Source organism: Vibrio sp. 10N.261.46.A3 (genome assembly GCF_041472995.1).
Classification (GTDB): domain Bacteria; phylum Pseudomonadota; class Gammaproteobacteria; order Enterobacterales; family Vibrionaceae; genus Vibrio; species Vibrio coralliirubri.
Genome location: NZ_JBFRRH010000031.1, coordinates 1 through 14,676, shown reverse-complemented (window position 1 = coordinate 14,676; position 14,676 = coordinate 1). Strand labels below are relative to the sequence as shown.

The window sequence follows — 14,676 nt, the reverse complement described above, 5'->3', positions numbered from 1 at the left end:
ATATTGCATGAGCAGCTTTGAATGACAAATAAGCCCACTAGCTTTGGTATACAAGGTTAGTGGGCTTATTTCTTTCTATGACTTAAGCGACCATGCACTCAAGTAACTGGCTCTCAAGATCGCCGTCTATTTCTAGACCGATCACTTCTATTCTGGTTTCGATACACTCATCGAGTTCTGATTCCGTCAAGCCATCCTCTGTTAAGTTGTACCAAAAAATACCACTTTGAGTAATGAATACCGCTTTTATCCGCTCAGCTTTCAATCCAACTAAAAAGTGTCTCAAACGCTGGTGGTCAAACAGTTTCTCTGCAGAGAATCGCCAACCAACGCTTTCAAAACCTTCACCTTGGTTAGTCGCTTTGATCATGCCGCTTTCTGGCATCGGTATTTCTGAAGCGAGCGGCTTTTTTTGCTGGTGATGATGATGGTGGTGCGCTTGTTGGCCAAAGAAGTTTGTATCTCCTTCGAACTCTTCAAAAGGGATTTTTCCATGGTAAGCGAAGACTAGCTTGGTATTCGGGTCGCAAATTTCAGTAACGTATTCGGCCAGCCTCTCTGCGTCGCCATCTTGGTATAGGTCGACTTTGTTACCAACTACGGTATCGGCAATGGTGATTTGCTGATTGAAGGTATCGTGATCTGCATAGCGAGAATCAGAGAGCTTCCGTGCATCGACTAAGGTAACGTTTTTCTGCAGTGATAGTACTTTACGGTAATGTTCAGAGGACAAAACTTGCAGCACTTCTTTAGGGTGACCAAGCCCTGTTGGTTCGATTAACAAACGATCTGGTTTGGCTTCGGTAAGCAGTTGATTGAGCGCGATTTGCATCGGTAAACCTGCTGCACAACACATGCAACCACCGGGTACTTCACGAATGAACACTTGTTGTGTGGTCTGGTTGCCTTGAATCAAGCTACCATCAACGCCGATTTCTCCAAACTCATTCACTAACACAGCCCAGCGTTCATTTTCTGGTTTGTTCTTCATCAGGTTGAGAATCGCAGAGGTTTTTCCCACCCCAAGGAACCCAGTAATAATGTTAGTTGGAATGCCTAACATAGGTGACTTATCAGAGCTCATTAGCAATTCTCCTGTAGCCTTGAACTAGGGTGTGGTTGGCTGATACCACAGACTCTGAAAATGCAGAGTATTCAGGCGGTACTTTGGAGATGCTATTTAAGTCAAACCCAGAGCCTATATTGGTCATTGGTGGAACATGGAAGTTTTCCGGTAAATCGAGGCCATCTACCACACAGTTGTGTCGAATTACGCAACCTTTGCCAATCACAGCATTGAATACCACCGAGTTGAAGCCAATAAAGACATCGTCACAAACTTCACAAGGCCCATGAATGATAGAGCGGTGAGCGATAGAAGAGCGTTCTCCTATGGTAACTGCTGCTCCTGCTTTTGAGTGTATGACGACACCATCTTGAATATTGGTATCGCGCTTAATCACGATTGCTTCCATGTCACCTTGTTCGTTAACCTCGTCGGCACGAATGACGGCGTAAGGGCCGATAAACACGTTATCTTCAATGATGACTTTCCCGCAGATGATAGCGGTCGGGTCAATGAAGGCGGTTTCCGATACGTTCGGCATATGGCCGCTAGGGTTTCTTCTTAACATATTGAGCTCTTTATTTTTTTAGTCCGCAGGGCCTACCACCATTGATGGAGCGAAATATTTATGTATCGACGCATTCATCACATACGCAGCTAATCTCTAACTGGGGGCTTGTTACAGTAAAGCCTTCTTGCTTTGCGTGAGATTGAAGATCGCGAATGATGGAAGGGGCGATGGTTTGCTCGCTGATTTTGTCGCACTTAGAGCAAATCAAAAACTGCGGGATGCCGTGCTCATGATCGCAAAGGATATGGTCGCAAAGTATGTACTTATTAGAGACTTGCAGTTTGTGCGCTAAGTGCTGCTCTTCAAGGAACTCCAACACTCGATAAACCGACATCGCTTGAACGTGTTGATCAAAGTGTTCCTTACAATATTCAACGATTTCATACGCAGACAGCGCTTTGTCGGCATGAACCAGTGCACGCAGTATCAACAGTCTTTTAGCGGTAAACTGTTTTCCGTTCGTTTTACAGCCTTGTTTTACGTGCTCGATGATCGCTTCGATGTCTCTCATTCAATCCACAAAATTAGTAACAGTATGGATATGTTATAACATAACAATTAATTACAGGGAACGAACTTTCACTTAAAGAACCTCTAGGAGGGCTCTCTCTTTTGAGGCTTACTTTGTAGATGAACAATAGCCGTTTATTGCCCATCATTTGCATGTTGTGCCAAAGAAGCTTTCCTATAATGATTGGATTACTGATTAAAACCCCAAAAGAGCATGGGTTGTTATAAGTGAATTCGAATTAAATTCTGAAATGATACAAATCTCATATTTAATAACGCTTAATTAGTAACCTCTGTTGAGTCCCATATCAAATCAAGTGGCTGATTTTATTGGGTATCGGAGAAAAGTCTCAAAAATTATTATTTAGATCGCTAAAGTTTTAAATTCTACCAAGTGTTATTTATATAGAATATAACTCCATTTGGTGGCTGTTGAGTAGATGGTTTTTAGCTATATATGTGAATTTTGAAGCGAGTTATCTTTCTGATTTGAAAGAATAATTAAATAGTTAAGATAAAAAAGTTGGCGAAAATCAGAAGCTTGGCATACACTTTCCTTGTAAATGACCTTATCTCATTGATTGAATAGGGTAAATGCTTTGGCGCTACTCACGATAGTAGCAATGTTTAACATAGCTTTGAGGAAAGTTTTATGGCACTCACGAAGGCCGATTTGGCTGAGAACCTGTTTGAGACACTCGGATACAGCAAGCGGGATGCCAAGGAAACGGTTGAGGTGTTTTTCGAAGAAGTTCGTAAAGCACTCGAAAATGGCGAACAGGTAAAACTGTCTGGTTTTGGTAATTTTGATCTTCGCGAGAAAAACGAGCGACCTGGTCGTAACCCGAAAACTGGTGAAGACATTCCAATTTCTGCTCGACGTGTTGTTACTTTCAGACCGGGACAAAAACTAAAGGCCCGAGTTGAAAATATTAAAATCGAGAAGTAGCCAAGCAATAGACCACGCCTAGCGTGGTCTTTTTGTATCTGCATAGAGTTTAAGCGAAACGCATTTCTCTAACTTCGAGTAATCTTTCTCAAACTCTCAAACTCTCAAACTCTCAAACTCTCAAACTCCATCTTCTTTCTGTTCCCCGTAACGAACTTACTTTAGATGCTAAAACAGAGACTAGGCTTCTGCCTTTGAATCTTCGCTCTAAAGGGCTTGTTGAACCTTACTTGCGATCTCTTCAGACACCCAAGGCTTCCAAACTTCTGGAGAGCTTTCTAAGAAGTAGTACATAGCTTCTTCTGCATCCGCTTGATTTTCTTCCATCCAAGCTAACATCTGGCTCATTTTTTGATTGGTGAAACCACGTTTCTGGAAGTATTCGTAGGCAAGAGGCTGGCTAGTTGCGAAGCTCTCCGTTGTTACCGTGTGAACCGGCGCTGGTGGGAACATGGTTACTTTAGGTGATTCACAGTCAGGTTGAGTCGTGCAGTTTCGAAATTCCTCGACGTCGATACCGCTACCAAAATCAACTTTAACCATCTCATACTTACCTAGCACAGGCGTAGGCGACCAGTAATATCCAAACCATGCTTTTTTGCGTTCGTAAGCTTTCGCTATCGTACCTGCCAAAGCGGCGCCTGAGCCGGGATCAACCATTTCAAAATTGTGATCTTCTAACTTAAGCGCATCGAACAGGTGACCGGAGGTAATCTGACAAGTCCAACCCGCTGGACAGCTGTAAAACGCGAATTTCTCATCATCTTCTGGGTGTTCAAACAGCTTTGCGTTTTTAATCACACCTTCGATAGTCGTGAGCTCCGGATACTGTTCAACAAGGTAGTTCGGGACCCAAAATCCTTCTTCACCCCCATTAACCAGCGACTTACCTGCATAACGTAACCGTTTATCCGCTACGCCTTTGTCGAGTGCTTCTTTGATTCCGTTTGTCCAAAGTTCGGGTGCGACATCTGGCTGACCTTTTTCGATCATAGAGGTACCCGTTGGAACGCTATCTCCGGGGATAAGTTGTGCGTCGCAGCCATAACCTTCATTAAGAATAAATTGGTCTACGTGTGCTATTAGGCTTGCCGAGTTCCAGTTCATATCGGCTATCGTGAACTCACCACATTCATTGGCATTAGAAGGTAGCGCTAGAGCGGAGAGCACGAAAATCGCAGATGTTTTGATTTTCATATGACGAAATCCCTTTAATTGTCAGATAGTTGAAATTGTATCTAAGCAAAAATACTTAAAGGGATAAAGAGCAATCACCCAGATATTTGTGACTTATTTGAACTGACTACGATCGGTCTGTTTCTAAGTTAGATGAGAGGAGTTGGAATAAAAGATAAACCATACATTTAAAATGGACAGCTAGAGAGTATGAATTAAGTGTATCTTATTGGTTTTTTAAATCTGTTCAGTGAAATTGAACAGAGGTTAAATCTAATTGAATTTAAATCGGCCGAGTGATTTGCTGTAATGTGCTTAATAAACAGCCAGTTAATCTATTTTGTTGATCTAAATCTAAGGAGAAGCTTTGCGTAAGTCCGCTTTAGCTTTGATGTTACTCTTTTTATCGACTGTCGCTTCGGCAGCTGAGTACCAGCAACTCGCCAATATGTGCATTGCTTGTCATGGCAGTAACAACGATACCTCGTTTCCCTCTATCCCCAACCTTAAGTGGCAAAACCAAGTCTACCTTACTGAGCAACTGACTGACTTTAAAAGTGGTAAGCGTGAGGACAAAACGATGTCCAAAGTCGCGCAACTATTGTCAGAAGAAGACATCAAGAAGTTAGCTAATTACTTTTACCAACTGAACAACACAGGGTCACCACAATGAGTTTAGATAGAAGACAGTTCCTTAAAGCCGCGCTTTCAGCAACCGCAGTATCTGCATTGCCGGTGTCGTGGGTATTTGCCGCGAATCGCCCTGAAGGCTTAGCAGCACTGGACATCAATGCATTAACGTGGGCAAAAGCAGAAGATCTACCGGATTACTACACCGTTTTAAATACCAACCCTTTAAATGCGTATCCGCCAGAAAGTATGCTTGCGCCTGCTGTGACTCCTGCAGATGTTCCCTTTGTTCGTTGGAATGGTTTGATGCCAGATTTTACGGAGATGGACCCAGATACTTGGACCTTTGAAGTGAAAGGTGAATCGGTAAAACAGAGTAAAACCTACACGATAGCTGAGCTCAAATCTAAGTTTAAACATCACACGCAAAGCCTAGTATTGGAGTGTGGCGGTAACAGCCGTAACAATTTTTATCCGAGCACTAAAGGCAATCAATGGAACAATGCTGGTGTCTATTGTTCACAGTGGACAGGTGTGTTGTTGAGTGATGTGCTTAAAGACTGTGGCATTAAAGATGATGCGGTTTACGTCGGTAACCATGGCTTTGATAAGCACTTGAGTGGTAAAGGTGAGGCAATTTCACGTGGCGTTCCTATTGCAGCGGCGATGAACGATAACGCCTTGATTGCATGGGAAATGAATGGCGAGCCGATCCCATATCTCCATGGTTATCCGCTACGAACGGTATTTGGCGGTCGACCGGCTTCTGTTTCTCAGAAATGCACAACAGGCATCAGTATTCGAAACAAGATTCATGATGGGCACAAGATGGCGGCTCCTGCTTATCAAGTGCCTAAGAACCCAATCGCTCCGGGTGAGAAAGTGGATAACAAAGATTTCCGAATCATTGAAGAGATGATTGTGAAGTCGCTGATTACTTTTCCAAAAAGTGGTACAGAGTTTGCCCTCGGTAAGAAGGTTAAAGTCAGTGGTCATGCTTGGGCTGGGTTAAGAACTGTTGAGAAGCTGCAAGTGAGTTACGACTACGGCACCACTTGGCATGATGCAAAGCTGAATAAGCCGGTAAACAAGGGCGCGTGGCAACAATGGGAAGCCGATCTAGACCTTCCAATGACAGGCTATTATGAGATCTGGGCGAAGGCGACCGATAGCGAAGGCGATAGCCAGCCAGTCGTGCAACCGCAATGGAATCCTAAAGGTTATCTGTTTAATGGTTGCCACCGTATCGCAGTAAGAGTGTCGTAATGCTGTCTATTTCCAATAAGCCTATTGATGGCAGTTCTAAGCTTACCAATTTGGTTGATGGCCAGTCATTTCATGCAGACTCAACTCCTGCCAGCAAACGCAGTTACCGTAAAGGCATAATGAGAGCGGCATTGGTGTGTAGCTTATTAACGTCGATGCTCGTTAATGCTGAAGACATTCCAGAGAACCCAAAAGAGTACTACGGCGTAGATAAAGCGTCGGGTCTGATCATGGCACCCGGTTGGGAGACCGTGAAAGGGCAATGTAACGCCTGCCATACCAGCTTAATCGTCGCTCAGAATAGCGGCAACAGAGAGCAATGGCGTGAAACCATTCAGTGGATGGTCGACACTCAAGGGCTGTGGGATCTGTCTGATACTTGGGACCCGGTATTGGATTACCTCAGTACCTATTATCAAGACAAAGGCATCGATATGAACAAGTATCGTCGTAAGCCTATTGATAGCGCTTTGATGCCACCTATGCCGGGAGATAGCCAATGATCAGAACCTCTCTTGTGAATGGAGCTATTGCGATAGCCGTGGCAGCAATAGTTTTGTCGCTGTCGGCGTGTACTGATGAACAGCCGAGCACTGAAGATAAAGTTGCCTCGCGAGTCGAATCATTAGGAATAGAGTCGGAACCAGCGCCGAAGCTTGAAGCGGAAGCTAAAACTGAGGTTGAAACGCTTGTCGATAGCAAGGTAATCACCAAAGATTACATACCTAGCTTAGTATCAGGTGAGAAGTTGGTTCAAAATCTATGTAGCCAGTGTCATGGCGACAAAATTATTCCCTTCGTACAATCTTATCCGAATATCAAAGGTCAGAAAGCTGGGTACATTCTTAAACAGCTGCGTGATTTTAAAAGTGATGAGCGCCAAGATCTGTACATGCAGTCGGTGGTCAAACACCTTTCAGATGAAGACCTACAAGACGTAGCCGCATTCTATGGTACGTTGAAGCCATTGGACTTATACAATCGCACTAAAGAGTATTATCACCAGTAGGTGCGCTTTCTCTGGGTACTGGCTAAGTTGGTCTCTACGAGGTTCGGTGGGCAAAACAGTAGATAACGATAAGTAAAACGATGGATAAAAGAAAGGGCTGCGATTATGCAGCCCTTTGTCGTTCTTGTTTATGATAATTGCTTAGTCAGTGATTAAGCCGCTTTAATGTGCGTTGTGATGTATGGTTGCCATGCTTGTTGATAAAGCTCTAAAGATTGGCGTCTTAGGCTATTAATTTGTGCCGCTTCGATATCGTTGATTGGGCGATGTTCTGCAATTGCGTGACGCTCAATACCTTGGATAATTTCGTACAGCTCGTGCTCAGGGCCACTTTTCACATCAGCAATCGCTTTTAAGTGGAGTTGAACCTCTGCAATGATGTTGGTTTTAGGTAAACGAACCAACAAGTTAAGGTCACGGTAGCCAGAGTCAGCTGGTGATTTAAACTTGTTTTTCAGCTTAACAACGTCTGCTTCACGGCTTAACGCTTCGTAAACTTCAACCAAGCTCTCGACATCGTTCGCGATGATAGTTGCACGGGCTAAGTCGGTAATTTTTGTCACATCACCATCAAGCTCAAGGGCGATTTTTTCTTCTGCACGAGCTTGAGATTTAACGCCAGCAAATAGTGCTTCAGAATTGGTGAGTAGGGCAGTACTTTTACAGATAGTTTCTAGTTCAGCTTGGCCTTGATGCGCTTTGCTGTACAGAATATCGAAGTCGGTGTAAGGCTGAGTCGGGCGTGAGTCGAAGGCTTTGATGCCGTAAAGGCCGCTCAAACTATGGCGGAATACGTTTGAAGATACTTGGTTTTGCGCAGGAGTGCGCGTTTGATCAGTTGAACTTGTTGAAACAGGTGCTGCTGCGAATGCAGGCGCTCGGCTCAATACTAGAAGCATTAGGGCCGTCGTACGGAGAAATACACTCATTCAAACTCCAAAATACAAGGTTACAAAAAACGGGTAGTCAAAAGGGGTAACCAGTAACGCACAAGAGTAAAAACAGCTTAACTAAACTCACTACATATTAAATGGGGCTAGCTAAGACAGAAACCAACTCTAACGTTTAATATTGCTTTAAAATGTGAAGATATAGACAAATAATCCAAGCGTTAGTTCCGCAATTATCAGAACTTTGAACTAAGCCAGTTTCTGATTTTATCGAAAGCAATTTGGTACTTTAAACCAAGCTAAGGTTGCTCTTACCTCTCTATACTGTACCCTTGCATTATGACTGTTTAACATGAACGAAAGATGAATAATCCTGAATTTTGGCACAATAAATGGGCAGCCAACCAAATTGGTTTCCACCTCGAAGATGTAAACCCACTTCTGATTAAATTTTGGGAAAAGACTGAGCCTAGCTACGAGAAGAGTGTGTTTGTTCCACTTTGTGGCAAAAGTGAAGATCTGATTTGGCTAGCTTCAAAGCATGAAGATGTTCAAGGTGTCGAGTTAAGTCAGATTGCGGTTCGCGCATTTTTTGCAGAGCACCTTTACACCCCGACTGTGACTCAAATTAGCGGTCAGCACGAGCTCTACCAATTCGATGAACTGAACATCTACACAGGCGATTACTTCTCAGCGCCAATCCAGCCTGTCGACACCATTTATGATCGCGCGTCTTTAGTCGCATTGCCTGAAGAGATGCGAGTGCAGTATGTAGAGCGTTTGAAACAACTGTTGAAACCGGGCGGTAAGATCCTTCTGGTGACTCTAGATTACGACCAAAGCGAGATGGCAGGGCCTCCGTTTAGCGTGCCTAAACTAGAGATCGATCAGTTGTTCTCAGGATACAAAATCACATTGTTGAACCAAGATATAGCGGACGATGAACATCCGAAGATTGCGAAGAAAGGCTTGTCTCGCTTCTGTGAAGAAGTGTATTTGATTGAGTCAGACGCTTAAGTTCAGTCTGCTTAGTTAAGCGAACAGATAACACCAACAAAAAGACGGGCTCGATAGCCCGTCTTTTTTATTGTTCAGATTTGAACTCGTGATTGTTCAGAATTGAATAGCAGGTTAGTAAATCACTTTTACTTTTGACGCGCTCTCAATGGCATCTTCAATCGCTGTCTCAGTGCTGTTACGACGAGTAAGCGCCACACCTAGACGACGGCGGCCATCGATATCAGGCTTACCAAACAGGCGAACTTGTGTTTGTGGTGCGTCTAGCGCCTCTGTAAGACCTTCAAAACGAATGTTGTTTGAAGTGCCTTGGCCAAGGATAACCGCTGATGCACAAGGGCCGTATTGCGTGATGGATTTGATCGGCATACCAGTAAAGGCACGTACGTGCAGTGCGAATTCAGATGAGTCTTGAGACATCAATGTCACTAAGCCAGTATCGTGTGGGCGAGGGGATACTTCATTGAAGATAACGTGATCGCCTTTAACAAACAGCTCGACACCAAAGATGCCGTGACCACCTAGTGCGTTAACCACTTGTTCAGCCGTGTATTGCGCGGCTTTAAGTGCGTTGTCTGACATCACTTGTGGCTGCCATGATTCACGGTAATCACCGTCTTCTTGGCGGTGACCGATAGGTGCACAGAAGTGAACACCGTCGACTGCGCGAACGGTTAGAAGCGTGATCTCGTAATCAAAGTCGATGAAGCCTTCAACGATCACACGACCCGCACCAGTACGACCGCCTTCTTGTGCGTAGTCCCAAGACTTCTGAATGTCTTCTTCTGTTTTGATAACGCTTTGACCTTTACCTGAAGAGCTCATTACTGGCTTAACAACGCAAGGCATGCCCACGAATTCAACAGCGGTTGAGAAATCTTCAAAGGTGTCTGCAAAGCGGTAAGGAGAAGTGCTCAGTTTCAACTCTTCTGCCGCTAGACGACGGATACCTTCGCGGTTCATCGTTAGCTTGGTCGCATTCGCAGTTGGAACGACATTTAAGCCTTGCGCTTCTAGCTCTACCAACTTGCTGGTGGCAATAGCTTCAATTTCAGGAACCACATAATCTGGCTTTTCTAGTTCAATGATCGCTTGAAGTGCATCGCCGTCTAACATGTCTAATACATGGCTACGATGCGCAACTTGCATCGCTGGTGCGTCTGCATAACGGTCACAAGCAATAACTTCCAAACCTAAACGTTGGCACTCGATAGCAACTTCTTTGCCGAGTTCACCTGAACCTAATAGAAGTACACGAGTAGCATTTTCACGAGTAGCAGTACCAAACATAGAAATTCCTTCCGATCTTTTGAACGATTGATTGAAAACGGGGTGATCATACTTATTTCAATGACAAAAGCAAACGTTTGCGCAAGTTGTTGCGTTAATTACAGGCATAAAAAAAGCAGCCCTGTTAAATAGGGCTGCTTATTTAAATTTTTGTTAATAAGGTGTGTTTAGATTGCTAAGTAAGTCACTGGAATGTCGGGATTAATCGCTTCTAATGTAGATTGCGTATCCGCTAGGTGACTGATGCTACCTTCTGCGATTTCAACCAAAGCAGCACTTTCAATTTGTTCGAAATCGAAGCCAGCCAGTTTAAGTTGAATTAACGCGACTTGCAGAGGTGGTAGGCTCGGGTTGAACGCTGCATTTTCTGCGTAAGCACCCGTGAAAATCTCACCCGATGTCAGTTGTAGTGAAACACCACTTAGGTTTTTGGTGTAAGGAGCATGGCTGCGGTTTAGTGCTGCTAGCGCTTCTACAACAATAGGCGTTGTTTCTTCGGTCGTGTACTTATGATCAAGCTTTGTCATTAGGCCAGTTGTCACACCTAAATCAGCAGGGCCGAACGAGTCTGGTAGGTACTCTTGCAGAGACATTTCATCACGTTGTGGCAGCTGAACTTTAAGTTCTTTTGCTGTTGTCAGTTCGTTCATGAATTGACGACAGTGACCACAAGGGCTGAAGTTGATGGTGATATCTGAGATACCTTGCTCGCCTTTCATCCAAGCGTGGCTGATTGCAGATTGCTCAGCGTGAACGGTTTGACCAAGTTGAGCACCAGCGATTTCAAGGTTTGCACCAAAATACAGAGTACCAGACAAACCACGCACGATTGCACCAACATAAAAGTCAGATAACGGAGCGTAAGAATACGCTGCGGCAAAAGGAAGTAGCGCAATACGTAGTTCGTCATCCGCTAGACCACTTGCTTGCAGTAGGCTAGCAAATTGTTCTGGAGACAATGTCGCGTCAAAGTTGTCTGCTAATACGATGTCACTCAAAAGCGCTTTCATTGATGATGGAGCACTTTCCAGCGCCAGGGTAATACGACTGTTCATGTTGAATCCTTAATTGACCTTAGGCTTTAAGTTTATGCATTGTTCAGGAATTTTCTGTGATAAAGATCGCTATTGGATTGTTGTTGTTACATTGGTTTGCATAATTAGAGTGAGGTCACACTTGAAATCGATTACAAGAGCCATTTATACAGCTGATATCGCACTTAGTGCTCGTAAAAGACCGTGACTTGACTGCTATTGCTAAATAAATGCGAATAAAAAGCCCAAACAGACACTGTAATAAACAGCATTCTGGTTGGGCTGGATCGCGTAGTGATCGTTTAGGTTAAGAATAGAACCAAACCACGAGCGAAAATATACTCGGTGCGATGATCGAGGTAATGACGCCACAAAGCACAAGAGCCAAAGAACTGAATGCTGCATCTTCCTGATTCTTTTCCGCACAAGTCGCGGTGCCTAAAGCGTGAGACACGGTACCCATGGTTAAACCACGGGCGATCGGGCTCTTAATACCAATGAGATTGTAGATTGGATAAGCAAAAATTGCCCCAAACAGACCAACAATCAATACCAGTATTGCCGCAATCGCTGCTTCACCACCCAAATGGCTCGATACTTCCATCGCAATTGGCGTGGTGACTGATTTACCTAATAAACTCGCAATCAAAGTTAAGTCCGCTTTAAAAGCCACTGCGATTAATGCCGTTGTTGTCATCGACATCACACTGCCTAGCGTGCAAGCAAAGGTAATGATGCGCCAGTTGGCTCTGATTTGAGGTAGTTGTTCATAAAGTGGGTAAGCAAGTGCAACAACCGCAGGCTGCAGCATGTAGGTAATCCAAGTGTTGTCAGCATAGTAAGTCTCAAACGGTACTCTAAAGAACGTGAGAATCGGAATGATGATACCAATGCTGATAAGCAGGGGGTTACACAGCGGCGAGTTTACTTTTTGACTTACCCAGCGAGCAAATAGGAATACCACGATGGTGAGTAGAATCCACATGATCAGTTACCTCTCGAAAGCAAGCGGTCTAAGAACCATGACAAGGACACTAACACCAACAACGTGCCACCAACGGCGCTCGCCATAATTGGCAATGCGTTCGCGATTAGCATGTCGAAGTGATCCATCAACCCAACACTGATTGGAACAAACAGTAAGATCATTAGGCGGATAATCAAGCTTGCACCGGGTTGTACCCAGTGCGAAGGAACAATACCAATCACCATGGCGGCAAACAGAATCAACATGCCAAAAATACTGCCTGGGATTGAGGTATCCAAAAAGTGCTGTAACGCGTTACCTGCTGTAAGTGCACCTATGATTAAGGTGAAGGAGATTAGGCAGTAAACCAGTTGGATCAATCTTTCTTTCAAAGTGTTACGTCTCTTGATAATGGAATTAGCTAGCTAACTTTTCTACGTATTGATAAACCGCCTTCAAGATAGCCATTTTCTTCTCGTCGCTTTCATGTTCGTGCGCGAGGTTTTCAAGGTTGAGCATGTACTCTTCTAAACGGCACTCATAAAACTCACGACAATGGTTCGCCCATTTCAATTGCTCAGCTTCGTCGAGCGTCCATGGGAAGTTACGCGCACGGTAACGGAACAGTAACGGTTTAATACGTTCGTCACTGAAGGTGATATCCAAAGCTGCCAAGTTGTTCGGGTCAGTTTCACGAATGATGTTCATCGCTGTTTTATCAGCAGGTGAAAAGAAACCGTCGTAAAGGTGTGTATCAACATCATCACTCTTTTCGTACTCGCGCTCTTGTGAGTACAGGCCGATCAGTTTTTCGCGGATCTCTGGATGTTCGCGCAGCAGTGCCAAGTTCTTCAAGCATTGTTGGCGATCGATACCGATGGTTTCGGCATTTTCAGCCGTCAGCGTTTTGGCTGGAGCAAGAATAGGGCACTTGTTCAGTTGAACCAATTTGATGGGTACGGGTAGTTCGTCTTCACTCAGTTCACTGCGTTTGGTATAGAGCCTTTCTCTGAGTTCATCAGCATCCAGTTCTAACAGTGGGCTTGGATCTTTGGCTAAATCAACCACGATAACGGCATTTTGATTGGTTGGGTGCCAAGCCATAGGCACAATCCAGCTGGTGTAGTTGCAGTCACGGCCAAACATGCCTGAAACGTGCATCAATGGTGTCATGTTTACAATATCAACCAGGTCATTCAGCTTACGCTTATGACGCATGTTGTAAAGGTAATCGAACATCTTAGGTTGTGCAGCTTTCAGCTTCTTCGCTAACTCGATGGTCGCAATAACATCTGCCATCGCATCGTGCGCGTTCTCATGTTCAATGCCGTTTGCCACAGATAGGTGTTCCAGTTTGAAGCTTGGGTAACCTTCTTCGTTCTCTGGCCAAACAATGCCTTCAGGACGCAGTGCGTGAACAGCGCGCATTACATCTAATAGATCCCAACGAGAGTTGCCGTTCTGCCAGCTCCACGCATATGGGTCGATGAAGTTTCGGTAACAGGTGTAACGCGTTACTTCATCATCGAATCGAATACTGTTGTAGCCAAGGCTTGTGGTGTTTGGTTTCGCTAACTCAGCATGGATCTTAGCGATAAACTCCGGTTCAGGGAGACCTTGTGAAGCCGCTTTTTGTGGTGTGATGCGGGTGATCAACGCAGCTTCAGGTGCAGGGAGGTAATCAGCAGGAGGTTGGCAATAGATAACCAGAGGCTCTCCAATAACATTGAAATCTTGGTCGGTACGAACACCCGCAAACTGACTCGGACGGTCTTTTGCTGGGCTAACGCCCCAAGTTTCGTAATCGAAAAAGAAGTAGGTCGGCTGATTATCTGAACTCATTGAATTTCCTGAACAGCAAGCGCGGAACGTTTACTGTGGCTGAAGGTTAGTTTTGTTCAGTATCTGATAGTATGCGGTACGCGTGCAACCCAGATCACAAATAAATTGCCGGAAAACGGTGCTTTACTATTCAATCGAGTCAGTAGGGAAGGTTTTGAAACCAATTGTGGCTTTTCTATAGTCGTAATTCTGCCTAGTTACCTCTTTTTACCTATCTTTTCACCTTAGCCGTTGTATGGCGATGAGTCGGGTTTTAAGGTTGACCGCGAATGAGTTTGTTTGTCTTTTACTGTAAACCTGTGTGATTAGAAACACGCTCGTTGTTTTTTCACTGATGGCTAATCTACTGTACCTGTAGCTAATCCGCTGTGCTTGTGTCTAAACCGCAGCGCAAATGTCTAATCCGTAGCACAGATGTTTAAACCGCTTCATTTACCTGTCTATACCGAATCAACTTGA

Annotated in this window: 16 protein-coding genes; 6 read left to right on the top strand and 10 right to left on the bottom strand. The window is 44.4% G+C overall.

What is annotated here, in order from left to right:
- Window positions 1-82: 82 nt before the first annotated feature.
- The 3 genes from AB4484_RS08855 to AB4484_RS08845 are packed head-to-tail and all read right to left on the bottom strand — an operon-like array spanning window position 83 to window position 2,148.
- Window positions 83-1,084 carry a GTP-binding protein gene (locus tag AB4484_RS08855; protein WP_372077585.1) on the bottom strand — a complete coding sequence of 334 codons (1,002 nt, stop codon included), beginning with the start codon at window positions 1,082-1,084 and terminating at the stop codon, window positions 83-85.
- Complete coding sequence (locus AB4484_RS08850) at window positions 1,074-1,634, bottom strand: carbonate dehydratase (RefSeq protein WP_048611500.1); 561 nt, start codon at window positions 1,632-1,634, stop codon at window positions 1,074-1,076. The genes AB4484_RS08855 and AB4484_RS08850 overlap by 11 nt, the downstream gene beginning before the upstream one ends.
- A gap of 58 nt (window positions 1,635-1,692) precedes the next feature.
- Window positions 1,693-2,148 (bottom strand): Fur family transcriptional regulator, encoded by a 456-nt coding sequence (locus AB4484_RS08845; protein ID WP_048611807.1) that lies wholly within the window; start codon window positions 2,146-2,148, stop codon window positions 1,693-1,695.
- 651 nt (window positions 2,149-2,799) lie between these two features.
- Here AB4484_RS08845 and ihfA point away from each other — a divergent pair.
- Window positions 2,800-3,096 (top strand): integration host factor subunit alpha, encoded by a 297-nt coding sequence (ihfA, locus tag AB4484_RS08840; protein WP_004734853.1) that lies wholly within the window; start codon window positions 2,800-2,802, stop codon window positions 3,094-3,096.
- Between the two features lie 207 nt (window positions 3,097-3,303).
- On the opposite strand, the gene AB4484_RS08835 is transcribed toward ihfA, so the two are convergent.
- The gene (locus AB4484_RS08835) at window positions 3,304-4,293 is read right to left on the bottom strand and encodes an ABC transporter substrate-binding protein (protein WP_372077582.1); all 990 of its coding nucleotides are present in this window, start codon (window positions 4,291-4,293) and stop codon (window positions 3,304-3,306) included.
- A gap of 346 nt (window positions 4,294-4,639) precedes the next feature.
- Between AB4484_RS08835 and AB4484_RS08830 the strand changes: the two genes are divergently transcribed.
- The 4 genes from AB4484_RS08830 to AB4484_RS08815 are packed head-to-tail and all read left to right on the top strand — an operon-like array spanning window position 4,640 to window position 7,177.
- A complete protein-coding gene (locus AB4484_RS08830; RefSeq protein WP_004734857.1) occupies window positions 4,640-4,945 on the top strand; it encodes a c-type cytochrome in 306 nt (101 codons plus the stop codon).
- The gene (locus AB4484_RS08825) at window positions 4,942-6,168 is read left to right on the top strand and encodes a molybdopterin-dependent oxidoreductase (protein ID WP_050650077.1); all 1,227 of its coding nucleotides are present in this window, start codon (window positions 4,942-4,944) and stop codon (window positions 6,166-6,168) included. The genes AB4484_RS08830 and AB4484_RS08825 overlap by 4 nt, the downstream gene beginning before the upstream one ends.
- Entirely contained in the window at window positions 6,168-6,671 is a 504-nt protein-coding gene (locus tag AB4484_RS08820; protein ID WP_050650076.1) for a hypothetical protein, read from the top strand. Before AB4484_RS08825 ends, AB4484_RS08820 begins: the two co-directional genes overlap by 1 nt.
- Window positions 6,668-7,177: a cytochrome c gene (locus AB4484_RS08815; RefSeq protein WP_050650075.1), complete on the top strand. Its 510-nt coding sequence runs from the start codon at window positions 6,668-6,670 to the stop codon at window positions 7,175-7,177. The genes AB4484_RS08820 and AB4484_RS08815 overlap by 4 nt, the downstream gene beginning before the upstream one ends.
- A gap of 152 nt (window positions 7,178-7,329) precedes the next feature.
- Here the strand turns inward: AB4484_RS08815 and AB4484_RS08810 are convergent, their stop codons facing one another.
- Complete coding sequence (locus AB4484_RS08810; protein ID WP_017059130.1) at window positions 7,330-8,106, bottom strand: RelA/SpoT domain-containing protein; 777 nt, start codon at window positions 8,104-8,106, stop codon at window positions 7,330-7,332.
- A gap of 324 nt (window positions 8,107-8,430) precedes the next feature.
- Between AB4484_RS08810 and AB4484_RS08805 the strand changes: the two genes are divergently transcribed.
- Window positions 8,431-9,084 carry a thiopurine S-methyltransferase gene (locus AB4484_RS08805; RefSeq protein WP_050621500.1) on the top strand — a complete coding sequence of 218 codons (654 nt, stop codon included), beginning with the start codon at window positions 8,431-8,433 and terminating at the stop codon, window positions 9,082-9,084.
- 114 nt (window positions 9,085-9,198) lie between these two features.
- On the opposite strand, the gene purT is transcribed toward AB4484_RS08805, so the two are convergent.
- From purT to sbcB, 5 genes are all read right to left on the bottom strand, one after another.
- Window positions 9,199-10,374, bottom strand: coding sequence for a formate-dependent phosphoribosylglycinamide formyltransferase (gene purT, locus AB4484_RS08800; RefSeq protein WP_372077579.1), 1,176 nt, complete (start codon window positions 10,372-10,374; stop codon window positions 9,199-9,201).
- Window positions 10,375-10,541: 167 nt separating this feature from the next.
- Entirely contained in the window at window positions 10,542-11,429 is an 888-nt protein-coding gene (gene cdd, locus AB4484_RS08795; RefSeq protein WP_048617318.1) for a cytidine deaminase, read from the bottom strand.
- A 286-nt stretch (window positions 11,430-11,715) separates the two neighbouring features.
- On the bottom strand, window positions 11,716-12,393 hold the full coding sequence (locus AB4484_RS08790; protein ID WP_017090893.1) for an LrgB family protein: 678 nt from the start codon (window positions 12,391-12,393) through the stop codon (window positions 11,716-11,718).
- A 2-nt stretch (window positions 12,394-12,395) separates the two neighbouring features.
- Window positions 12,396-12,767 (bottom strand): CidA/LrgA family protein, encoded by a 372-nt coding sequence (locus tag AB4484_RS08785; protein ID WP_004734867.1) that lies wholly within the window; start codon window positions 12,765-12,767, stop codon window positions 12,396-12,398.
- A 25-nt stretch (window positions 12,768-12,792) separates the two neighbouring features.
- A complete protein-coding gene (gene sbcB / locus AB4484_RS08780; protein ID WP_048611480.1) occupies window positions 12,793-14,217 on the bottom strand; it encodes an exodeoxyribonuclease I in 1,425 nt (474 codons plus the stop codon).
- Between the last annotated feature and the right edge of the window lie 459 nt (window positions 14,218-14,676).